Source organism: Ruegeria sp. SATB045 (assembly GCF_059613525.1).
In genome coordinates this window covers 36,679-56,955 of record NZ_JBXWSR010000008.1, presented here as the reverse complement: position 1 = coordinate 56,955, position 20,277 = coordinate 36,679, and the positions used below count along the sequence as shown (strand labels likewise).

Sequence of the window (20,277 nt, the reverse complement as noted above, 5' to 3'; positions counted from 1 at the left end):
GATGAAAACGTTTTACGGCACAGATTTGCCCAACCCCTTAATGCTGGGCACGGCGCAATATCCAAGCCCGGCCATTCTGGAGCAGGCGTTTCGGGAAAGCGGGGCCGGGGTGGCCACCGTGTCGCTGCGACGGGAATCTGGCGCGGGGCAAACATTTTGGCAGATGATCCGCGATCTTGGCGTGTTGGTCCTGCCAAACACCGCCGGGTGCCACACGGTCAAAGAGGCTGTGACCACCGCACATATGGCGCGTGAGGTGTTCGACACCAAATGGATCAAGCTGGAACTGATCGGCCACACGGACAGTCTGCAACCGGATGTGTTCCAACTGGTCGAAGCTGCCCGCATCCTAACCGAGGATGGATTTCAGGTCTTCCCGTACACCACCGACGATCTGATCGTGGGTGAACGTCTGCTGGCCGCAGGGTGTGAGGTGCTGATGCCCTGGGGCGCGCCGATTGGGTCGGGGCGCGGATTGAACAACGAATACGCGTTGCGGGCGATGCGGGCGGAATTCCCGGATGTGCCGTTGGTGATTGATGCTGGCATTGGCCTGCCCAGCCACGCCGCGCGCGCGATGGAGCTGGGTTATGACGCTGTTCTGCTGAACACGGCCGTCGCGCGTGCCGGTGATCCGCCGGCGATGGCGCAGGCCATGATGCAGGCGACCCTTGCCGGGCAACTGGCCCATCAGGCCGACCCGATTGAGGCGCGCGATATGGCCGAACCCTCGACCCCTGTGATCGGAAAGGCGTTTCTGTCATGAGCCTCGACCGCTTTTACCCGATCTTTGATCACTCGGACTGGCTGCGGCGGATGCTGCCATTGGGTGTCAAACTGGTGCAGCTGCGCGTCAAGGATCAGCCCGATGCGGTGGTGCGTGAACAGATTACCCTGTCGCGCGATCTGTGCCGCCACTATGGCGCGGTTCTGGTGGTGAACGACTATTGGCAGGCCGCGATTGATCTGGGTTGTGACTGGATTCATCTGGGGCAGGAGGATCTGGACGACGCCGACCTGCAAGCCATTCGCAAGGCTGGACTGAAGCTGGGCGTATCGACCCATGATGACGACGAGTTGGAACGCGTTCTGGCCATGGACCCGGATTATGTGGCGCTGGGGCCGGTCTATCCGACCATTTTGAAAAAGATGAAGTGGCATCAGCAGGGCCTGCCACGTGTCACCGAATGGAAGTCGCGGGTGGGCGATATCCCTTTGGTCGGGATCGGCGGGATGAGCGTCGAACGCGCGCCGGGCGTTTTGCAGGCGGGGGCGGATATCGTCTCGGTCGTGACAGACATCACCCTGAACACGGACCCCGAAGCGCGCGTGCGCCAATGGATCGAGGCCACCCGATGAGCCGTTATGCCCGCCAAACCATCCTGCCTGAGGTGGGGGCAGAAGGGCAGGCGCGGTTGTCTGCGGCGCATGTGTTGGTCGTCGGGGCCGGAGGGTTAGCTGCGCCGGTTCTACCCTTGCTGGCTGGGGCTGGAGTCGGGCGGATCACGGTGATGGACGGGGATACAGTTGATCTGTCCAACCTGCATCGCCAGACTCTGTTCGCGCAGGCGGATTGTGGTCGACCCAAGGCTGATGTGGCGGCTGAGCACTGCCGGAGCTTGAATGATGAGATTGACGTTGAGGCGCTGAAACAGGCTCTAACAAACGAAAACGCGCCCAATATGGTCGCGCAGGCTGATGTGATCCTGGATTGTGCGGATAGCTATGCGGCCAGCTATATTCTGTCGGACACGTGTCTGGCGCAGGGGAAACCGTTGGTCAGCGCCTCGGTGCTGGGGTTATTGGGCTATGTTGGTGGGTTCTGCGGAGGGGCACCATCGCTGCGCGCGGTGTTCGCTGACGCGCCCGATAGCGGAGCGAGCTGCGCAACCGCCGGTGTACTAGGTCCGGTCGTTGGGACAATAGGCGCGATGCAGGCGCAGATGGCGCTGAACCTGATCCTTGGGGTCACGCCCTCGCCCTTGGGGCAGATGGTGCAATATGACGCCCGTATCCTGCGCACCAGCACCTTCCGGTTCGACACCGCGCTCGAGCCGAATAGCTGTTTTCGGTTCGTCTCAGCCAGCCAACTCAGCACGGATGACCAGATCGTCGAGCTGCGCGATGAGGCAGAGGCAGCAGTCCCAGCGCATCCGAACGCGCAGCGCGTTTCGCCTGAAAATTTGCAAGAAATAGAGCCTAAACAAGGCAAAAGACTGGCCTTGTGCTGTGCAACTGGTCTGCGCGCATGGCGTGCTGCCGAACAGATTCAACCGGATTGGCCGGGCGAGATTGTCCTCGTCGCGGCCTCGACCTCGTAAAGAAGGATACGCGAGATATGAAAAAACTGATTACTGCCATTGCCCTGCTGGTCGCTGCGCCGGCCTGGGCCGAGGATAAGATGACCGTCCTGCTGGACTGGTTCATCAACCCCGATCACGGCCCGATCATCGTGGCGCAGGAAAATGGCTATTTCGCCGAGCAGGGGCTTGAGGTTGAAATCGTCCCGCCGGCCGATCCTTCGGCTCCGCCGCGTCTGGTGGCAGCAGGTCAGGCTGAACTGGCGGTGTCCTATCAGCCGCAGTTGCACCTGCAAATCCACGAAGGTCTGCCGCTGAAACGCGTAGGCACGCTGGTTGCGACCCCGCTGAACTGCCTACTGGTGTTGGAAGACGGCCCGATCAAATCTTTGGCCGACCTCAAGGGTAAAAAGATAGGCTTCTCGGTCGCGGGCGTGGAAGAGGCCATTCTGACCGCGATGCTGAACGCCCATGGGGTGGCGCTGGACGATATCGAATTGATCAACGTGAACTTCTCGCTGTCGCCGTCGCTGATGACCGGGCAGGTGGATGCGGTGATCGGTGCGTTCCGCAATTTCGAACTGAACCAAATGGATATCGAAGGTGTCGCGGGCCGCTGCTTTTACATCGAGGAAGAAGGCGTACCGCCCTATGATGAGCTTATCTACGTGGCCAACCCCGAAACCATGGATGCTGACATGATCGCGCGTTTTCTGGCCGCGACCGAGAAAGCTACGCAATATATCGTCAACAACCCGGAAAAAAGCTGGGAGATTTTCGCCGCCACCTCGCCCGAGCTGCAGGATGAGCTGAACGCCCGTGCATGGGTCGACACGCTGCCCCGTTTTGCCTTGCGTCCCGCTGGTTTTGACGCTGGTCGGTACGCACGGTTCGAGACGTTCCTGAAAGACAGCGGCATGATCGACAGCATCAACCCGGTCAGTGACATCACCATTGATGTGACCGCGCAATGAGCGGCTACGGCAGAGCATTCGCGCTGATGCGTGATGCGGCACAAGGGCCGTGGCGGGATTATACCCGCCACGCCTTCGTCGAAGGCATGAAGGACGGCACGCTGCCGCGTGAGGCGTTCCTGCACTATCTGCGGCAGGATTACGTGTTCTTGACCCATTTCAGTCGTGCCTGGGCTTTGGCGGTGGTGAAATCGGAAACACATTCCGAGATGTTGACCGCTGTGGGCACGGTGAACGCTCTGGTCGCCGAAGAAATGCAGCTGCATATCGGCATCTGCGAAGCGGCCGGGATTTCGCAGGAGGAGCTGTTCGCGACTCCCGAGCGAGCCGAAAATCTGGCCTATACGCGGTTCGTGCTAGAGGCTGGATACAGTGGTGATCTGCTCGACCTGCTCGCGGCTCTTGCGCCCTGCGTCATGGGTTATGGTGAGATCGGCGCGCGGCTGGCTGCCGAGGCGACATCCGAGACCTATCGCGATTGGATCAACACCTATGCCGGTGAGGACTACCAAGGCGCATGTCAAGCGGTCGGAGAATTGCTGGATCAGGCTCTAACGCGGCGTATTGGGGCAGATTTTGAGGCTTCACCACGCTGGGATCGACTGTGTCAGACCTTCCGCACTGCGACCGAGCTTGAGGTCAACTTCTGGCAAATGGGCCTGACCCCGTGACCCAAGCGCCTGATCTGACCATCAGTGGCTCGGCCACAATCGACGGCGCGCCCTTGTTCGCGCCGTTGACCCTGACCCTTGGGGCGGGGCAGTGGACTTGTCTGCTGGGCGGATCGGGTGTGGGGAAAACCACCGTTCTGCGCTTGATTGCTGGATTGGAGACGGGCGCGGATTTCAAAGGACAGATCACAGCCAGCGACACGCAGCCAGTGCCAAGCCGCGTCGCTTACATGGCGCAGGACGACCTGCTGCTGCCTTGGGCGACGGTGGCGCAGAATGTTTCTCTGGGTGCACGTCTGCGGGGCGAGAAACCCGACCTGGCCCGCCGGGATCGTCTGATCGAGCGGATGCGATTACAGGATCATCTGACCAAGAAACCCGGTGAATTGTCGGGCGGTCAGCGTCAGCGCGTGGCCTTGGCGCGTACGTTGATGGAGGACCGGCCCATCGTGCTGTTGGATGAGCCGTTCTCGGCCCTCGACGCCCGCACCCGCGCCGATATGCAGGATTTGGCGGCCGAGGCGCTGGCCGGGCGCACCGTGTTGCTGGTGACGCATGATCCGGCCGAGGCCGCAAGGCTGGGTCAATCCATCATGGTGATGACGGCGCAGGGGCTGACGCCCTGCGAGCCGCCTTCGGCCCCGGCCCCGCGCCATGTGGATGACCTGGAAACGTTGGAGACGCAGGGCGCGTTGTTGCGGTTGTTGAGAGAGGCGGCATGAAGATCCTGTCCGCCCTTGCCGCAACTGTATTCGCGCTGGCCGTTTGGCAGGCGATTGTCAGCTTGACGGGTCTGCCGAAATTCATCCTGCCCGGTCCTGCGCTGGTGGCTGAGACATGGTGGCAGAACCGCTGGGTGATTGCCGAACATACATGGATCACGGCGGTTGAGGTGGTGATCGGATTGGCTTTCGGCACAGCTCTCGGCGTGATCACCGCGCTTCAATTGGCCAATTCGCGGGCAGCGCGTGTGTTGGTGCAGCCGATGCTGGTCTTTACACAGGCGCTGCCGGTGTTTGCTCTGGCCCCGTTGCTGACCCTGTGGCTGGGTTATGGGCTGTGGTCCAAGGTCGCGATGGCGGTGCTGATCATCTATTTCCCGATCACCTCATCCTTTTTCGACGGGCTGATGCGTACGCCCCCCGGCTATCTGGACCTTGCACGCACCATGCAGGCCAGCCCGCGTGCAGTGTTGTGGCATATCCGCATTCCGGCGGCGCTGCCCTCGTTGGCGTCGGGGATGCGGCTGGCGGCGGTTTATGCGCCCATCGGGGCCGTGATTGGCGAGTGGGTGGGCTCGTCTCAAGGCTTGGGCTATCTAATGCTGCTGGCCAATGGGCGCGCCAAGACCGATCTGATGTTTGCCGCGATGCTGACCTTGGGCGTGTTTTCGATTCTGCTGCATCTGATCATCCGCCGCGCCACGGCGCGCATGGCAGGTGAAGCGCGTTAACGGTTTGGAAACCGATTCGGCGTCAGGGTTGGTACATGACCAAGAACGCCTTTGCCGAAGCCCCGATGCTGTTTGAAACGGACGAAGCGTCCGCGCAGCCGCTGCCAAGTGGTCGATTGCCCTCCTATATAAAAGACCATCGCAAGCGGCTGCGCGAAAGGTTCATGTCGGGTGGGTCCGACGCAATGCCGGATTATGAGTTGTTGGAGCTGGTGCTGTTCCGGTCCATCCCCAGGCAGGACGTGAAACCTCTGGCGCGGGCGCTGATGGATACGTTTGGGGATTTCAACCGCGTGCTGACCGCGCCCGAAGAACGGCTGCGTCAGATCAAGGGTGTAGGTGATACAGTCATCACTGATCTGAAAATCCTTGAGGCTTGCGCCCATCGCATGGCCCGCGCGCGGGTGATGCAACGGCACGTGATCTCGGGCTGGGATGCGTTGCTGGACTATTGTCACACCACAATGGCCCACCGTGAGACCGAGCAGTTCCGGGTGTTCTATCTGGATCGTAAAAACGTCCTGATTGCGGATGAGGAACAAGCCAAGGGCACAGTTGATCATGTGCCTGTTTATCCGCGCGAGGTAGCGAAACGGGCGTTGGAACTGAACGCCTCGGCGCTCATTCTGGTGCATAACCATCCGTCGGGCGATCCGACGCCCTCGCAGTCGGATATCGACATGACCAACCGGATTCAGGATGTATGTCTGGCGCTTGGCCTGACTCTGCATGACCATCTGATCATCGAAAAATCAAACGAACTGAGTTTTCGTTCGGAAGGTTACTTGTAAAGGTTACTCGACCCACACTTCGACCCGGCGATTGATTTTGCGACCCCATTCAGTGTCGTCACAGGCCATGGGCATCGCCTCGCCAAAGCCATCAACTTCAAGCGTCACGCTGTCTGCGATTTTGGTTTCAACCGCATCGAGCACCGCGTTTCGGACGGTTTTCGCCCTCAGTTCGGCAATCCGGGCGTTTGCGGTGGCGGCGCCGTCTCCGTCACTGAATCCGACAAAGGTCAGTGTTCGTCCATCAAACTTGCCGGATTCCAAAAGCTGGGCCAGATGGAGCAGGTTCGATCTGGATTGCGCGTCCGGTCGGGAGGAGCCTGCCTCGAACCGAAACGACAAGGACAAACGGGATCGCGGCCGTAATGTTTCGACCATCCGTTGCAATTCGTCCAGACCGACTTCTGAGGCGCCAGATGCCACGGCGTTTGCCAACCGATCACCCTGCGCGCTAAGAGGCAGCAACTCGGGCGATTGATCTACGAAACCGGCATTCCGGATCACATCCTGAGCTTCGGCGCCTTGGATATAGGCCAGAAACTGTCGTCCAACTCGCGGCAACCGACGATTGGGCAGATACAGAAACATCGGCGCGGTCAGAGGGTAATCCTCGGTTTTGATAGATTGGCGCGTGGCTGCCAGCGGATGACCACAGCCACCGGTCAGGGCCAACGCGCGGGCCGCACCGGCCTCGGCCTGGCTGGCGATCCCGATTGCAAACGGATCTTTGGCAACAGCCCGCGCCATTGCAGTGCTGCGTTTGTGTCGGATAACCGTGTCGGCAAGCGTAACGTCTGCGGGTTGCAAAAGCTGTTTTTCAACACCTTGAGTCAAACCTGAGCCAACCTCGGGCATATGAACGGAAATTGGCGCATCGGGACCACCGAGTGCGACCCAGTTGTCGATCTGGCCGGACAGAACCTGAACCAGCTGCCCCAAGGATATCTGTCCCACAGGATTGTCGGTGGCCACGATCGGCACCAGTGCGTCTAATGCAATGACCCGCGCACGCCGACTATGCTGAAGGTCCCCCAGTCCGGCGTCCTGCACGGCCTCTTGTTCCTGGGAAGTGATCTCACGCAGGGCCATCACGATGTCGGTTTCATTTTCAATGAAATCCGAAAACCCGCGGGCTGTAGTACCAGGGTCAAAGTAAAACCGACCAAGCGGTGCCTCACGATCAGTTGTTTTCAACTCATAGTAAAATCGGCCTGAGGATTCCCGAATAGGCGCCGCCGACAACCCTTCTTGTCGGGCAAAGCCGATGATCAATTCGGGCAAGATTTTTTCCGCCATGACCGATGCACCGGAAAAGCGCAGCTCGGCGACGAAATCCGTGAGGCTGGGGCAGGCAGGCCCGGCACATGTGACGCCTGAGCCGTCTACGGTCAGCTCTCCGAACTGCGTATCCACGCGATAGAATTCACCGTCAAATCCCAACAGGTTACCCACGACCTCGACCTTGCCGTCATGTGAGGTAAGAGAGATATCCTGCGCCGATGCATTCAGGGTATATATCGCCGAAAACAGTGCGGCCACCGCCACACGATAGAAAGTCATCAAAAGCCCGAGCCTGCCTGCGTTTTATTTGGCCGCGATTGTCAGGTCTTCGAGCAGATTATTCAACACCAGAAACTCGCCAGACTGGCCGCAATCAGGCAGAGTCAGCGACAAATCGCGTGACCGCAGACGACGGTCGCCGCGTAACTCCAGCGATTGCAGGGCCAGTTCCTGACCGCAATTCTCGGCGGTCACTTCGGCCTCGACGGACAGGGCAATCGAACCGGATTGGGCGGACTGGCCAGCCGGGTAGGAATACACCTGAATGTTTTTGGCATCGCCTATCCCGGTGTGTCCCAGATGTACGACTTTGCCGATTCCCTGGGTTTCAGGATCGGCTGAGACATGCCCCTTGCCGCCATAGCTGGCACCGAATTCCAGAGCATGAATCTGAAGATCGGTCTGCCCGGTCCATTGTAGGGCGACCCGGTTGTAATGCGCGATTTCTGGAATATGAGTCGTGGCAACCGTTCCTTGTTGATCCTCTGTCGAGATCAGAAAGATCGCGTATTCCGACAAGGCTGGAACAGTTAGGTCTGCCTTGCCGTTCTTATCAGTCTTCTGGGTGACAGTCAGACCCCTGTGGTGGACATCGATGCGCGAATTGCTGTGGCAGGGGGCAATGACGCTTAGATGTGCGGCGGCACCGGGAACGGCAACTGCGCGTGCGCTGATGGCACAATCGCTGTTGTCCGCGATCGATTGCGCGGTCGTGACCACGTGTCGTTGAGAGTGCGGTTCGCTGGCGCCATTACCGGAAGGAGCCGAGGAGGTCAGAACGATATGCTCAAGCCAGGTTATCCCGACACTCTGATACGAGGCCGAGTTTGCTGCGACCTGCGTGCCTTGCGGCTGCGCAGGTGTTCCATTCTGCATTAAGTAACCAATGGCGAGGGCGCATGCGACTGTTCCCCCGGTGGTCACGTAGTTCTTGATTACAAACAAAACACCCTCCCCAGTTGAAGGAGCGAGTCGGATGTTTAAGCCGAAACACGGCCAATATGTGGCCGTGGCGCGGACTCATTGTGACTGAACCCGGTTAAATCAGGTCAGTCTGCCGTGGCAGTGTTTGAACTTTTTGCCCGATCCGCAGGGGCAGCGGTCATTGCGCGATGGGTTACCCCATGTGTTGGGATCGTTTTCATCAAACCCGGGGAGCGGATCGCCTGAGGCTTCGGCCTCGGCCACTGCTTCGGCCTGTTCGGTTGCTTGGTCGACAGCTTGCTGAGCCTGCGCCTGTTGCGCCTGCATCTGAGCCAGCATCTCGCGCTGCTCTTCTTCGGTCAGCGGGCGCACGCGTGACAATTGTTGCGTCACGGTTTCGCGAAGACTGTCCAACATGCTTTCGAACAGCTGGAAGCTCTCGTTCTTGTATTCGTTCAGCGGATCACGCTGGGCATAGCCTCGGAACCCAACGACCGAGCGCAGATGTTCCAGTGTCAGCAGGTGCTCGCGCCATTTGCCGTCGATGGTGTTCAGCAGAACCTGCTTTTCGATGTTGCGCATGTTTTCGGGGCCAAAGGCGGCGGCCTTTTGCGCCATCATCTCATCGGCGGCATTGACCAGACGCTCGCGCACCTGTTCGTCGTCCACGCCTTCCTCGGCGGCCCAGTCCTGAACCGGCGCGTCGATGGTCAGCTTGTCCTTGATCGCCTCATGCAGACCGTCGGTGTCCCACTGATCGGCATAGGTTTTGGGCGGCATGTATTCGTCGATCAGGTCGTCGATTACCTGTTCGCGCATGTCCGAGACGATCTCGGAGAGGTCATCCGCAGACATGATCTCGCGTCGTTGGCTGAACACCACTTTCCGTTGGTCGTTCATCACGTCGTCAAACTTCAGGACGTTCTTGCGCATGTCAAAGTTGCGACCTTCGACCTTGGATTGCGCGCGCTCCAGCGATTTGTTGACCCAGGGGTGGACGATGGCCTCACCCTCTTTCATGCCCAGAGTGGTCAACACCTTGTCCAGCCGTTCCGAGCCAAAGATGCGCATCAGGTCGTCTTCGAGGCTTAGGTAGAACACGGTACGGCCCGGATCGCCCTGACGGCCCGACCGGCCGCGCAGCTGGTTGTCGATGCGGCGGCTTTCGTGGCGTTCGGACGCCATCACGTAAAGGCCACCGGCGGCCAGTACCTTTTCTTTTTCCTCAGCGTGGCGCGCCTCTTCGGCTGCACGCAGTTCGGCCGGGTCGGCCTCGGGGTTTTCGGCCAGGGCCTGCAAAACCTTCATCTCGACATTCCCGCCCAACTGGATGTCGGTTCCGCGACCGGCCATGTTGGTGGCGATGGTCACTGCACCCAGACGGCCCGCATCGGCGACGATCTGCGCCTCTTGTTCATGCTGGCGGGCGTTCAGAACGTTATGTTCGATGCCTTCTTTCTGCAGCATCTGGCTGAGAAGTTCGGATTTCTCGATCGAGGTAGTGCCCAGAAGAACTGGTTGCCCCTTCTCCTGCGCCTCTTTCGTCTGCTCGATCATGGCGCCGTATTTTTCCATCGCGGTGCGATAGACCTGATCATCTTCATCCACGCGGGCAATCGGCTTGTTGGTCGGCACTTCGACCACGCCCAGACCATAGATTTCTTGGAATTCTTCGGCCTCGGTCAGGGCGGTGCCGGTCATGCCGCCAAGCTTGTCATACAGGCGGAAATAGTTCTGGAAGGTCACGCTGGCCAGCGTCACGTTCTCGGGCTGGATCGGAACGCCTTCCTTGGCTTCGATGGCCTGATGCAAACCCTCGGACAGGCGGCGGCCCGCCATCATACGGCCGGTAAACTCGTCGATCAGGACCACGTTATTGTCACGAACAATATAATCCTTGTCGCGCTGAAACAGCTTATGCGCGCGCAGTCCCTGGTTCACATGGTGCACCACGGTCGTGCTTTCGGGATCATAAAGCGAATGGCCTTCGGGGATCAGCCCGTTGGCGATCAGTTGCTGTTCCAGAAACTCATTGCCCTCATCGGTGAAGGTCACGTTTCGCGATTTTTCGTCCAGCGTGAAATGATCATCGGCCAGCGAAGGGATCAGCGCGTCAATCGCGGTATACAGATCAGATCGGTCCTGCGACGGCCCTGAGATAATCAGCGGTGTCCGCGCTTCGTCGATCAGGATCGAGTCGACTTCGTCCACAATCGCGAAGTTGTGGTATTTCTGGTAGATCTCGGCAAGGTCCGATTTCATGTTGTCGCGCAGATAGTCAAAGCCCAACTCATTGTTGGTGGCATAGGTGATATCGCACCCATAAGCGGCTTTTTTATCGGCGTCAGGTTGCCCCGACCAGATCACGCCGGTTGTCATGCCAACCGCGGCGAACACCTTGCCCATCCATTCCGAGTCGCGCTTGGCCAGGTATTCGTTCACCGTGACCACATGCACGCCCTTGCCGGTCAGTGCGTTCAGATAGGCTGGGAAAGTGGCGACCAGGGTTTTGCCCTCACCCGTCTTCATTTCCGAGATATTGCCTTGATGCAGGAAGGTGCCGCCCATCAACTGCACGTCAAACGCCCGCAGACCCAGCGCGCGCTTCGCGCCCTCGCGCACATTGGCAAAGGCCTCGGGCAGCAAATCGTCCAGGCTTTCACCGTCCAGCGCGCGTTTGCGCAGTTCGGCGGTCTTTTCGATCAGACCTTCATCGGTGAGCTTTTCGAACTCGGGCTCCAGTGCGTTGATCTTTTCGATCAGGGGGCGGGTCGCCTTGATCTTGCGGTCGTTCGGTGTTCCGAACACCTTTTTGGCGAGCGTTCCGAGTCCCAGCATGTTCACTCCAGCGGATCTGTTCTTGTCTTGGTTGCGACAGGCTTGCCCACCTTGCGCGCAACCCATAGATACGGGGGGTGAAAGGCGGCCCTGTCCAAGGCTTCAAAGCGATGTAAGCGGCAGGTTCCACAGTGTCAACGCTGCGCCCCGTCGTGGCAAAGAAATAGGATGATTCCATGCCCAAAGGCCTCACTTTTCTGCCATCGCTGGCTCTGACTGCCGTGCTGGCCCTGCCGCTGGCCGCCGAAACCAAGCCTGACGCCAGCACCGTGGTCGCTCGCGTGAACGGAGATGAGATCACTTTGGGTCACGTTATCGCCACTGTTGCGACCCTTCCGGCGAATTATCAGCAGATTGAAGACGACGTCTTGTATGACTTCATCATCGAACAGTTGATCCAGCAGCAGCTATTGGGTCAGCAACAGGACGAGCTGACCAAGCTGAACGCATTGGCGCTGGCGAATGAAACCCGCTCGTTGCTGGCCGTTCAGACTGTGAACGCTTTGATCGGCGATCTGGTCACCGACGAGGCGATTCAGTCCGCCTACGACGCGCGGTTCGCCGAGTTCGAAGGTGAAGATGAGTTCAACGCCAGCCATATACTTGTCGAAACCGAAGAAGAAGCCAACGAGATCAAGTCGCAACTGGATGACGGTGCGGATTTCGCGGAAATCGCCAAAGAAAAATCGACCGGTCCCTCTGGCCCGAATGGGGGCGAGCTGGGTTGGTTCGGAAAAGGGCGGATGGTTCCGGAATTCGAGACAGCCGTCGTAGGATTGGACAAAGAACAAGTTTCTGATCCGGTGCAGACTCAGTTCGGTTGGCACGTGATCATCCTGAACGACAAACGCAAAACCGAGGCACCTGAGTTGGCCGCTGTGCGGGACGAACTGTCTCAGACCTTGCAGAACGAAGCGATTCAGGCCCGCATTGATGAGCTGACGCAAAGCGCTCAGATCGACCGCCCGGAAATCGAGGGCGTGACCCCGGGTATCGTTCGACAGCTGGACCTGATTCAGGAGTAAACCCGGTGGCCACGATTACCAAAGTGTCCCCGCTGGCTCCGGCGGCATTTCCCGACCTGCCCGCGATTGACGGCGTGCGCTTTGCCACCGTTGAGGCTGGCGTGCGCTACCAGGGCCGCACCGATGTGATGCTGGCGGTGCTGGACCCCGGCACCTCGGTAGCGGGTGTGTTTACGCGATCCGCTACCCGCGCCGCTCCAGTGCTGGATTGTCAGGACAAGATCGGTGGGGCCAGCGATGGCCCGGCGGCCATTCTTGTGAACTCGGGCAATGCCAATGCGTTCACCGGGCATTACGGTCAGACCTCGGTGGCCGAAGTGACGCAGGCCGTGTCCAAAGCCACCGGCGTCACGGTCGAGCGGGTCTTTACATCGTCCACCGGCGTGATCGGCGAACCGCTGCCCCATGATCGTATCGTATCGCAGCTTGAGACGCTTAAGGCCGGTCTCAGCCGTCACGCGATCGAGGACGCAGCGCGGGCGATCATGACCACCGATACCTTCCCCAAAGGGGCGTCGGCGCAGGTCGAGATTGATGGTAAAACGGTCTCAATTGCGGGGATTGCCAAGGGTTCCGGTATGATCGCGCCGGATATGGCGACGATGCTGGTTTATATCTTCACCGATGCGCAGGTCGAACAATCGGCGCTGCAGTCCATGCTGGGCGCGCAGACGGATCGTACGTTTAACTGCATCACGGTGGACAGCGATACCTCGACCTCGGATGGTTTGCTGCTGTGCGCCACCGGGGCCTCGGGCGTGGATGCCACCGGCAACGCCGCATTTGCGCAGGCGCTTGAAACGGTGATGCTGGACCTTGCGCAGCAGGTGGTGCGCGACGGTGAAGGGGCCACGAAATTCGTAGAAATTCGTGTGACAGGCGCGGCCTCGGACGCGGACGCCAAGGTGCATGGGCTGGCGATTGCAAACTCACCACTGGTGAAAACGGCGATTGCGGGCGAAGACCCGAACTGGGGTCGTGTGGTCATGGCCATTGGCAAATCCGGAGCGGCTGCGGATCGCGACCTGCTGAGTATTTCTTTCGGCGATATTCTGGTGGCCGAGAAAGGCTGGGTCAGCCCCGATTACCGGGAGGAAGACGCGGCCGCCTATATGAAAGGTCAGGATCTGGTGATCGCGGTTGATCTGGGACTGGGTGAGGGCGCATCGACCGTTTGGACCTGCGACCTGACCCACGGCTATATCGAAATCAACGCGGATTATCGCTCGTGAAGACTGTATTAGTGTCTGCTGTCGCCCTGATCGACGTCGAAGGCCGGGTGTTGCTGGCGCAGCGCCCGGAGGGGAAGTCCATGGCCGGTCTGTGGGAATTCCCCGGCGGCAAGGTCGAACCCGGCGAAACCCCCGAGGTCGCCCTGATCCGCGAGCTGGAGGAAGAACTGGGCATCAACACCTGGGCCTCCTGCCTCGCACCGCTGACCTTTGCCAGCCACAGCTATGACGATTTCCACCTGTTGATGCCGCTGTTCGCTTGCCGGAAATGGGAGGGGATACCACAATCAAAAGAAGGTCAGGCGCTGAAATGGGTCCGCGCTAATGATCTGCGGAACTATCCTATGCCCGCAGCGGATGTGCCGTTGATCCCGATTCTGCGGGATTGGTTGTAGTGTCGCGGCAGGGCGCATGCCCCCTGTGGCCAAAAGAGAGCACGCGGTGGCCGGAATTGCGTGATCTGTGACCTGTGCCCCTGTTCCGAAAGTATTAGGCCCAGCCGAGCTGTTTCAAGGAATGCGCATCATTCCATATCTTGGTCATGTGTTTGATTTTGTCACCGTCAAACTCAATGGCATAGACGTATTCCGCGGCCAGAGTTTTTCCCGTAGCAGGCACTGGGCCATCCACGGAATGAGTTCCATGGAACACGGCAAATATGCTTGCAATTCCACGCTCTTCATCAACAGAAAATGATTTGAGCTCATAATGACCATCCGGGATCGGAGTCAGCAGGTTTTTCATCCAGTCTGCGTAACCTTCCAGGGAAGTGACGTCGGCCAATGCGTCGGCTTGTGCTGAAAACGTCGCGCCCTCATGGCAATAGTTTTTGCAGGCGTCCCAGCCTTTGCCTGTATCGCAGGCCTCAAAGAATTCTCTTGCGGCTTTTTGGATAGACATGTGTTTCCCCCCTACGAAACTGTGGCCAACCGTGTTGGCCATCAACTGAAGCAGTAAGAAACAGGGTACGCTGAAATAGCTCATTATCAAAATGCGCAGAAATATCGTGGCGTGGTGACGACATTGTGACTGATGTGCTCCGGCGATCCATCCAATCCATCACCCTTCCACCTCTGTTACAATTCGTAAGAATTGAGAAAACATCAGGCAAAACTTGACGCTGATCGTTCTCGTGTCTCTTAATCGGGGCATTGGCGTTCGGGCACCAACCCGGACCCGCCAGTTCCGGCCCGGGGAGGGGTCGGATGGGGAGGAGAAAAAGATTGGCTCAGATGCAGTCGGGCGCGGGGGGGATGGTATCTCTTCCGGCGCTGTTACATCGCAATGCGACGCAGTTCGGGGATGCCCCGGCCTACCGGGAAAAGGAATTCGGGATCTGGCAATGCTGGTCCTGGGCTGAAACCGCCGCCGAGGTGCGCAAGCTGGCGTTGGGATTTCTGGAGATCGGCGTTGAGAAGGGCGACCATATCGCCGTCATAGGCCGCAACCGCCCGGCGCATTACTGGTCGATGGTCGCCGCGCAGATGGTGGGGGCGGTGCCGGTGCCGCTGTATCAGGACTCGGTCGCGGAAGAGATGGCCTATGTTCTGGAACACTGCGGTGCGAAGTTCGTCGTCTGTGGCGATCAGGAGCAGGTCGACAAGGTCATCGAGATTCAGCAGGGGCTGCATCAGGTCAAGCATATCCTCTACACCGACAAGCGGGGGATGCGGAAATACGACCACTCCCAAATGAACGCATTGGACGACATCATGGCCGAGGGCAGCGCCGGTCACGCGCGGTTCGATGCAGAACTGGACAAACGTATCGCGGCGATCACCTACGACGATACTTGCGTGATGCTCTATACCTCGGGCACGACGGGAAAGCCCAAAGGTGTGGTTCTGTCGAACCGCAATGTTATCGAAAGCGCCAAGAACTCGGCCGAGTTCGACCATCTGACCCGCAACGAAGATATTCTGTCCTACCTGCCGATGGCTTGGGTGGGCGATTTCATCTTCTCGATCGGTCAGGCCTATTGGTGCGGGTTCTGCGTGAACTGCCCTGAAAGCGCCGACACAATGATGACCGACCTGCGCGAGATAGGCCCGACCTATTTCTTTGCCCCGCCGCGCGTGTTTGAGACGCAGCTGACCAACGTGATGATCCGGATGGAGGATGCGGGCAAGCTGAAGAAGCGCATGTTCCGTCACTTCATGGATCACGCCAAGAAGGTGGGCGGTCTGTTGCTGGATGGCAAGCCGGTTGGGTTTGGCGACAAGGTGAAATACGCGCTGGGCAATATGCTTGTTTACGGTCCGCTCAAAGATACTCTGGGCTATGGCCGGTTCCGCGTCGGCTATACGGCGGGTGAGGCGATTGGGCCTGAGATTTTTGATTTCTACCGCTCGCTGGGTATCAATCTGAAGCAGCTATATGGTCAGACCGAGGCGACCGTTTTCATCACTGTGCAGCCCGATGGCGAGGTGCGCGCGGATACGGTTGGTGTTCCCGCGCCGGATGTCGAGTTGAAGATCGACGACAAGGGCGAGATTCACTATCGCTCGCCGGGTGTGTTTGTCGAGTATTACAATAACCCGGACTCTACCGCCTCGACCAAGGATGCCGAGGGTTGGGTGGCTACAGGTGATGCAGGGTTCATCGAGGAAGGGTCCGGCCATCTGCGGATCATCGACCGTGCCAAGGACGTGGGCAAAATGGCCGACGGGTCGATGTTTGCTCCGAAATATGTCGAGAACAAGCTGAAGTTTTATCCCGATATTCTAGAAGTCGTGCTGTTTGGTAATGGCAAGGATCGTTGCGTGGCCTTTATCAATATTGACCTGACGGCGGTTGGAAACTGGGCTGAGCGCAACAATGTGGCTTATGGGTCCTATCAGGAACTGACCAGTCATCCCCGCGTGTTAGAGACGATCAAGTCGCATGTGGAAGAGGTCAACAAGTCGGTTGCGGCAGATGAGATGCTGTCGGGCTGCCAGGTGCATCGCTTTGTGGTTCTGCACAAGGAACTGGATGCGGATGATGGTGAGATGACCCGGACTCGTAAAGTGCGGCGCGGTTTTGTGGAAGAGAAATTTCACGACATCATTGATGCGCTTTATGACGGTTCATCTAGCGTTTCGACTACGACTGAAGTGACCTATGAGGACGGGCGGAAGGGGTCGATCTCGGCCACGCTGGAAATCGTCGACGCGCCGGTTGTTGCTGCGGCCTCGCACAAGGTTGCGGCGGAATGAGGGCCGTTCGAGCGCCGCTCGACCTTGCGGTCATCGCCCCGCCCGCCGTCCCGTTTTTTCGCAGCTCAGGGAGGATCTGATGCTGGATAGTTCCGAAGGATATGTCACCGAAGACGGCCGCAAGATCGGTGGTGTGGTGATGGAGATGAAGAACATCACCCTGCGTTTTGGCGGTGTGGTTGCAATCAAGGATATCTCGTTCGACATTCGCGAGGGTGAGATCCGGGCCATCATCGGACCGAACGGTGCGGGTAAGTCCTCGATGCTGAACGTGATTTCCGGGTTCTATGTGCCGCAGGAAGGTGAGGTTTGGTTTCACGGATCAAAACGCCCGCAGATGCGACCCTTTGAGGTGGCGCAGCAGGGGATTGCACGGACGTTCCAGAATATCGCTCTGTTCGAGGGGATGAGCGTTTTGGATAACGTCATGACAGGGCGTTTGGGCTTCATGAAGACGAATATTATCCAACAGGCCTTGTGGAAGGGTAAAGCCGAGGCGGAAGAGACGGAAAACCGCGAGGCGGTCGAAAAGATCATCGATTTCTTGGAAATCCAGCACATCCGCAAAACACCTGTGTCTCGCCTGCCCTACGGGCTGAAGAAACGGGTCGAACTGGCGCGAGCCTTGGCGGCGGAGCCAAAGCTGCTGCTGCTGGATGAGCCGATGGCGGGCATGAATGTCGAGGAAAAAGAGGACATGAGCCGCTTTATCCTGGACGTGAATGACGAGTTTGGCACCACCATCGCGCTGATCGAACACGACATGGGCGTTGTGATGGACCTGAGCGACCGCGTGGTGGTGATGGACTATGGCCGCAAGATCGGTGACGGCACACCCGATGAGGTGCGCAACAATCAGGAAGTCATCGACGCTTATCTGGGGGTGAGCCATGACTAAACATCTGACAGACATGAGAGGGGGCGGACATGCCTGATCAGTTGGTATTCGCGATGGAGGTCATCCTGAATGGCCTGATGGCTGGGGTACTTTATGCTTTGGTCGCGCTGGGTTTTGTGCTGATCTACAAGGCCTCGGGGATTTTTAACTATGCCCAAGGGGTTATGGCGCTGTTTGCGGCGATGACTTTGGTCGGGATTATGAAAGGGCAGGTGCCGTTTGCGCATCTGATCAATGCCACGTTCGGGACGCATATCCACTATTTTGGCTGGAACGTGCCTGCGCTGCTGGCGATTATTCTGACCATGGCGGTGATGGTTCTGCTGGCTTGGGCGGTGCAGCGCTTTGTGATGCGCCATCTGGTGGGGCAGGAGCCGATCATTCTGTTCATGGCAACGATTGGTCTGGCCTATCTGCTTGAGGGTGTTGCAGACCTGATGTGGGGGTCCGAAATCAAGACGCTGGACGTGGGCCTTCCGCAGGGCATCAACCTTTGGATCGATGAGAGCACGTTCAACATCTTTGGCTACGGCTTCTTCATCGACAATCTGGACATTGTTGCAACAGTGATCGCGGCATTGCTGGTGGCGGCGCTGGTGGCGTTCAGCCAGTACACCAAACAAGGGCGTGCGATGCGCGCGGTGGCCGATGATCATCAGGCTGCGCTGTCGGTCGGGATCTCGTTGAACTTCATCTGGGTGATGGTCTGGTCAGTGGCCGGTTTTGTGGCCCTTGTCGCGGGCATTATGTGGGGCACGAAATCGGGCGTTCAATTCTCGCTGAGCCTGATCGCGCTCAAGGCGCTGCCGGTTCTGATGTTGGGCGGCTTCACCTCGATCCCCGGCGCCATCGTTGGCGGCCTGATCATTGGTGTGGGCGAAAAACTGTTTGAGTTTGCCATCGGTCCGATGGTGGGCGGGGCGACTGAGAACTGGTTTGCCTATGTACTGGCGCTGATCTTCCTGGTTTTCCGGCCGCAGGGTCTGTTCGGCGAAAAGATCATCGAGAGGGTGTAGGGCATGACCAAACTGATCGCCATCACCAATGTCATTGCCTGGGCCGGGTTCTGGGCGTTTGGATATATCGCTCTGACGTCGGACGACCTGTCGGACGGGCAAGTGACAATCGCAGCCATTCTGGCTTTTGCCGGTCTGGTCATGGGTGTTCTGGCCTATTTGAAACTTGTGCGCGCGTCCGAAGCGAGCGGCTACGCCAAGGGATCGAACCAACTGGATGCTGCGGCCCGGAACCGGGCGCAGGAACAATGGGGAAAGTAAGACATGTTCTATCGTGAAGCAGGGGATTTCAAAGTCTCTTACGTGGATGACAGCCAGACCTTCCCGATCAAGTTCGACCGGTATCGGTACTATGTGGTGCTGGCGGTGGCATTTGGGATCATCCCGTTCATCATCAACGACTACTGGGCGAACGCTTTGCTTTTGCCTTTCCTGATCTACGCGATTGCAGCGATCGGGTTGAATATCCTTGTGGGTTATTGCGGTCAGGTCTCGTTGGGGACAGGCGGATTCATGGCTGTGGGGGCCTACGCTTGCTATAAGCTGATGACGGCCTTCCCTGATGTCAGCATGTTTATCCATGTTATCCTTGCAGGTGGCATTACCGCGCTGGTGGGTGTTTTGTTTGGTTTGCCAAGCCTTAGGATCAAGGGCTTCTATCTGGCCGTGGCGACACTGGCGGCGCAATTCTTCCTGGTTTGGCTGTTTAACCGCGTGCCGTGGTTCTACAACTACTCAGCCTCGGGTCAGATCAACGCGCCTGAACGGGAAGTATTTGGTATCATCATCACAGGTCCGAATGCGCCAGCCTGGGCCACCTACCTGTTTTGCCTGATCTTCCTGACAGTCTGTGCCGTGATTGCCCGCAACCTGACGCGCGGTACGACCGGGCGAAAATGGATGGCGATCCGCGATATGGACATCGCTGCAGAGATCATCGGCGTGAACCCCCTGCGGGCGAAGTTGACGGCCTTTGCCGTCAGTTCGTTCTTTGTGGGCGTCTCGGGTGCGCTGTTCTTTGCGGTCTATCTGGGCGCGGTCGAGGTCGGCGAAGTGTTTGGCATCCAGAAGTCGTTCCTGGTGCTGTTCATGATCATTATCGGCGGGCTGGGCTCGATCTTCGGGTCTTTCGCGGGGGCTGCGTTCCTTGTTCTGCTGCCAGTCGTGCTGAAGGTCGTCGGTGCGGACATGCTGGGTTGGCCCACCGATATCGTGGCGCATTTGAATCTCGTCATCGTCGGCGGACTGATCATCATGTTCCTGATCCTTGAACCACATGGTCTGGCGCAACTGTGGCGCGTCGCGAAAGAAAAACTGAGACTCTGGCCATTCCCGCACTAGCGGGTCGGCCCAATCACATAACGGGTGGTACACGCCCGAGCTCACCATCGGACAAAC

20 protein-coding genes are annotated in these 20,277 nt (G+C 58.6%); 16 read left to right on the top strand and 4 right to left on the bottom strand.

What is annotated here, in order from left to right; all coding sequences use genetic code 11:
- Position 1: 1 nt before the first annotated feature.
- The 8 genes from AC2FNR_RS01105 to radC are packed head-to-tail and all read left to right on the top strand — an operon-like array spanning position 2 to position 6,189.
- Entirely contained in the window at positions 2 to 766 is a 765-nt protein-coding gene (locus tag AC2FNR_RS01105; RefSeq protein WP_496847675.1) for a thiazole synthase, read from the top strand.
- Positions 763 to 1,359, top strand: coding sequence for a thiamine phosphate synthase (locus AC2FNR_RS01100; RefSeq protein ID WP_496847674.1), 597 nt, complete (start codon positions 763 to 765; stop codon positions 1,357 to 1,359). The genes AC2FNR_RS01105 and AC2FNR_RS01100 overlap by 4 nt, the downstream gene beginning before the upstream one ends.
- Positions 1,356 to 2,321 carry a ThiF family adenylyltransferase gene (locus tag AC2FNR_RS01095; protein ID WP_496847673.1) on the top strand — a complete coding sequence of 322 codons (966 nt, stop codon included), beginning with the start codon at positions 1,356 to 1,358 and terminating at the stop codon, positions 2,319 to 2,321. The genes AC2FNR_RS01100 and AC2FNR_RS01095 overlap by 4 nt, the downstream gene beginning before the upstream one ends.
- Positions 2,322 to 2,338: 17 nt before the next feature.
- A complete protein-coding gene (locus tag AC2FNR_RS01090) occupies positions 2,339 to 3,274 on the top strand; it encodes an ABC transporter substrate-binding protein (protein WP_496847672.1) in 936 nt (311 codons plus the stop codon).
- A complete protein-coding gene (tenA, locus tag AC2FNR_RS01085; protein WP_496847671.1) occupies positions 3,271 to 3,945 on the top strand; it encodes a thiaminase II in 675 nt (224 codons plus the stop codon). The genes AC2FNR_RS01090 and tenA overlap by 4 nt, the downstream gene beginning before the upstream one ends.
- The gene (locus AC2FNR_RS01080; protein ID WP_496847670.1) at positions 3,942 to 4,667 is read left to right on the top strand and encodes an ABC transporter ATP-binding protein; all 726 of its coding nucleotides are present in this window, start codon (positions 3,942 to 3,944) and stop codon (positions 4,665 to 4,667) included. Before tenA ends, AC2FNR_RS01080 begins: the two co-directional genes overlap by 4 nt.
- The gene (locus tag AC2FNR_RS01075; RefSeq protein ID WP_480868973.1) at positions 4,664 to 5,398 is read left to right on the top strand and encodes an ABC transporter permease; all 735 of its coding nucleotides are present in this window, start codon (positions 4,664 to 4,666) and stop codon (positions 5,396 to 5,398) included. The genes AC2FNR_RS01080 and AC2FNR_RS01075 overlap by 4 nt, the downstream gene beginning before the upstream one ends.
- Before the next feature lie 35 nt (positions 5,399 to 5,433).
- Positions 5,434 to 6,189, top strand: coding sequence for a RadC family protein (gene radC / locus AC2FNR_RS01070; protein WP_496847669.1), 756 nt, complete (start codon positions 5,434 to 5,436; stop codon positions 6,187 to 6,189).
- A gap of 3 nt (positions 6,190 to 6,192) precedes the next feature.
- On the opposite strand, the gene AC2FNR_RS01065 is transcribed toward radC, so the two are convergent.
- From AC2FNR_RS01065 to secA, 3 genes are all read right to left on the bottom strand, one after another.
- A complete protein-coding gene (locus AC2FNR_RS01065) occupies positions 6,193 to 7,749 on the bottom strand; it encodes a substrate-binding domain-containing protein (protein WP_496847668.1) in 1,557 nt (518 codons plus the stop codon).
- Between the two features lie 24 nt (positions 7,750 to 7,773).
- Positions 7,774 to 8,694: a hypothetical protein gene (locus tag AC2FNR_RS01060; protein WP_496847667.1), complete on the bottom strand. Its 921-nt coding sequence runs from the start codon at positions 8,692 to 8,694 to the stop codon at positions 7,774 to 7,776.
- Between the two features lie 99 nt (positions 8,695 to 8,793).
- On the bottom strand, positions 8,794 to 11,511 hold the full coding sequence (secA, locus tag AC2FNR_RS01055; protein WP_170755467.1) for a preprotein translocase subunit SecA: 2,718 nt from the start codon (positions 11,509 to 11,511) through the stop codon (positions 8,794 to 8,796).
- 176 nt (positions 11,512 to 11,687) lie between these two features.
- Between secA and AC2FNR_RS01050 the strand changes: the two genes are divergently transcribed.
- The 3 genes from AC2FNR_RS01050 to mutT are packed head-to-tail and all read left to right on the top strand — an operon-like array spanning position 11,688 to position 14,163.
- Positions 11,688 to 12,536, top strand: a complete 849-nt coding sequence (locus tag AC2FNR_RS01050) for a peptidylprolyl isomerase (protein ID WP_496847666.1) — start codon at positions 11,688 to 11,690, stop codon at positions 12,534 to 12,536.
- 5 nt (positions 12,537 to 12,541) lie between these two features.
- Positions 12,542 to 13,768: a bifunctional glutamate N-acetyltransferase/amino-acid acetyltransferase ArgJ gene (gene argJ / locus AC2FNR_RS01045; RefSeq protein ID WP_170755465.1), complete on the top strand. Its 1,227-nt coding sequence runs from the start codon at positions 12,542 to 12,544 to the stop codon at positions 13,766 to 13,768.
- Positions 13,765 to 14,163, top strand: a complete 399-nt coding sequence (gene mutT / locus AC2FNR_RS01040) for an 8-oxo-dGTP diphosphatase MutT (RefSeq protein ID WP_170755464.1) — start codon at positions 13,765 to 13,767, stop codon at positions 14,161 to 14,163. Before argJ ends, mutT begins: the two co-directional genes overlap by 4 nt.
- 94 nt (positions 14,164 to 14,257) lie before the next feature.
- Here mutT and AC2FNR_RS01035 read toward each other — a convergent pair whose 3' ends face one another.
- Positions 14,258 to 14,668, bottom strand: a complete 411-nt coding sequence (locus tag AC2FNR_RS01035) for an ester cyclase (protein WP_170755567.1) — start codon at positions 14,666 to 14,668, stop codon at positions 14,258 to 14,260.
- Between the two features lie 353 nt (positions 14,669 to 15,021).
- Between AC2FNR_RS01035 and AC2FNR_RS01030 the strand changes: the two genes are divergently transcribed.
- The 5 genes from AC2FNR_RS01030 (at position 15,022) to AC2FNR_RS01010 (ending at position 20,220) form a co-directional block, all read left to right on the top strand.
- Positions 15,022 to 16,965 (top strand): AMP-binding protein, encoded by a 1,944-nt coding sequence (locus tag AC2FNR_RS01030; protein ID WP_480869039.1) that lies wholly within the window; start codon positions 15,022 to 15,024, stop codon positions 16,963 to 16,965.
- Positions 16,966 to 17,044: 79 nt separating this feature from the next.
- Positions 17,045 to 17,863 carry an ABC transporter ATP-binding protein gene (locus AC2FNR_RS01025; RefSeq protein WP_170355671.1) on the top strand — a complete coding sequence of 273 codons (819 nt, stop codon included), beginning with the start codon at positions 17,045 to 17,047 and terminating at the stop codon, positions 17,861 to 17,863.
- A 29-nt stretch (positions 17,864 to 17,892) separates the two neighbouring features.
- A complete protein-coding gene (locus AC2FNR_RS01020; protein WP_170755463.1) occupies positions 17,893 to 18,879 on the top strand; it encodes a branched-chain amino acid ABC transporter permease in 987 nt (328 codons plus the stop codon).
- 3 nt (positions 18,880 to 18,882) lie between these two features.
- Entirely contained in the window at positions 18,883 to 19,140 is a 258-nt protein-coding gene (locus tag AC2FNR_RS01015; protein ID WP_170355673.1) for a hypothetical protein, read from the top strand.
- A 3-nt stretch (positions 19,141 to 19,143) separates the two neighbouring features.
- Entirely contained in the window at positions 19,144 to 20,220 is a 1,077-nt protein-coding gene (locus tag AC2FNR_RS01010; protein ID WP_170355674.1) for a branched-chain amino acid ABC transporter permease, read from the top strand.
- Positions 20,221 to 20,277 lie beyond the last annotated feature (57 nt).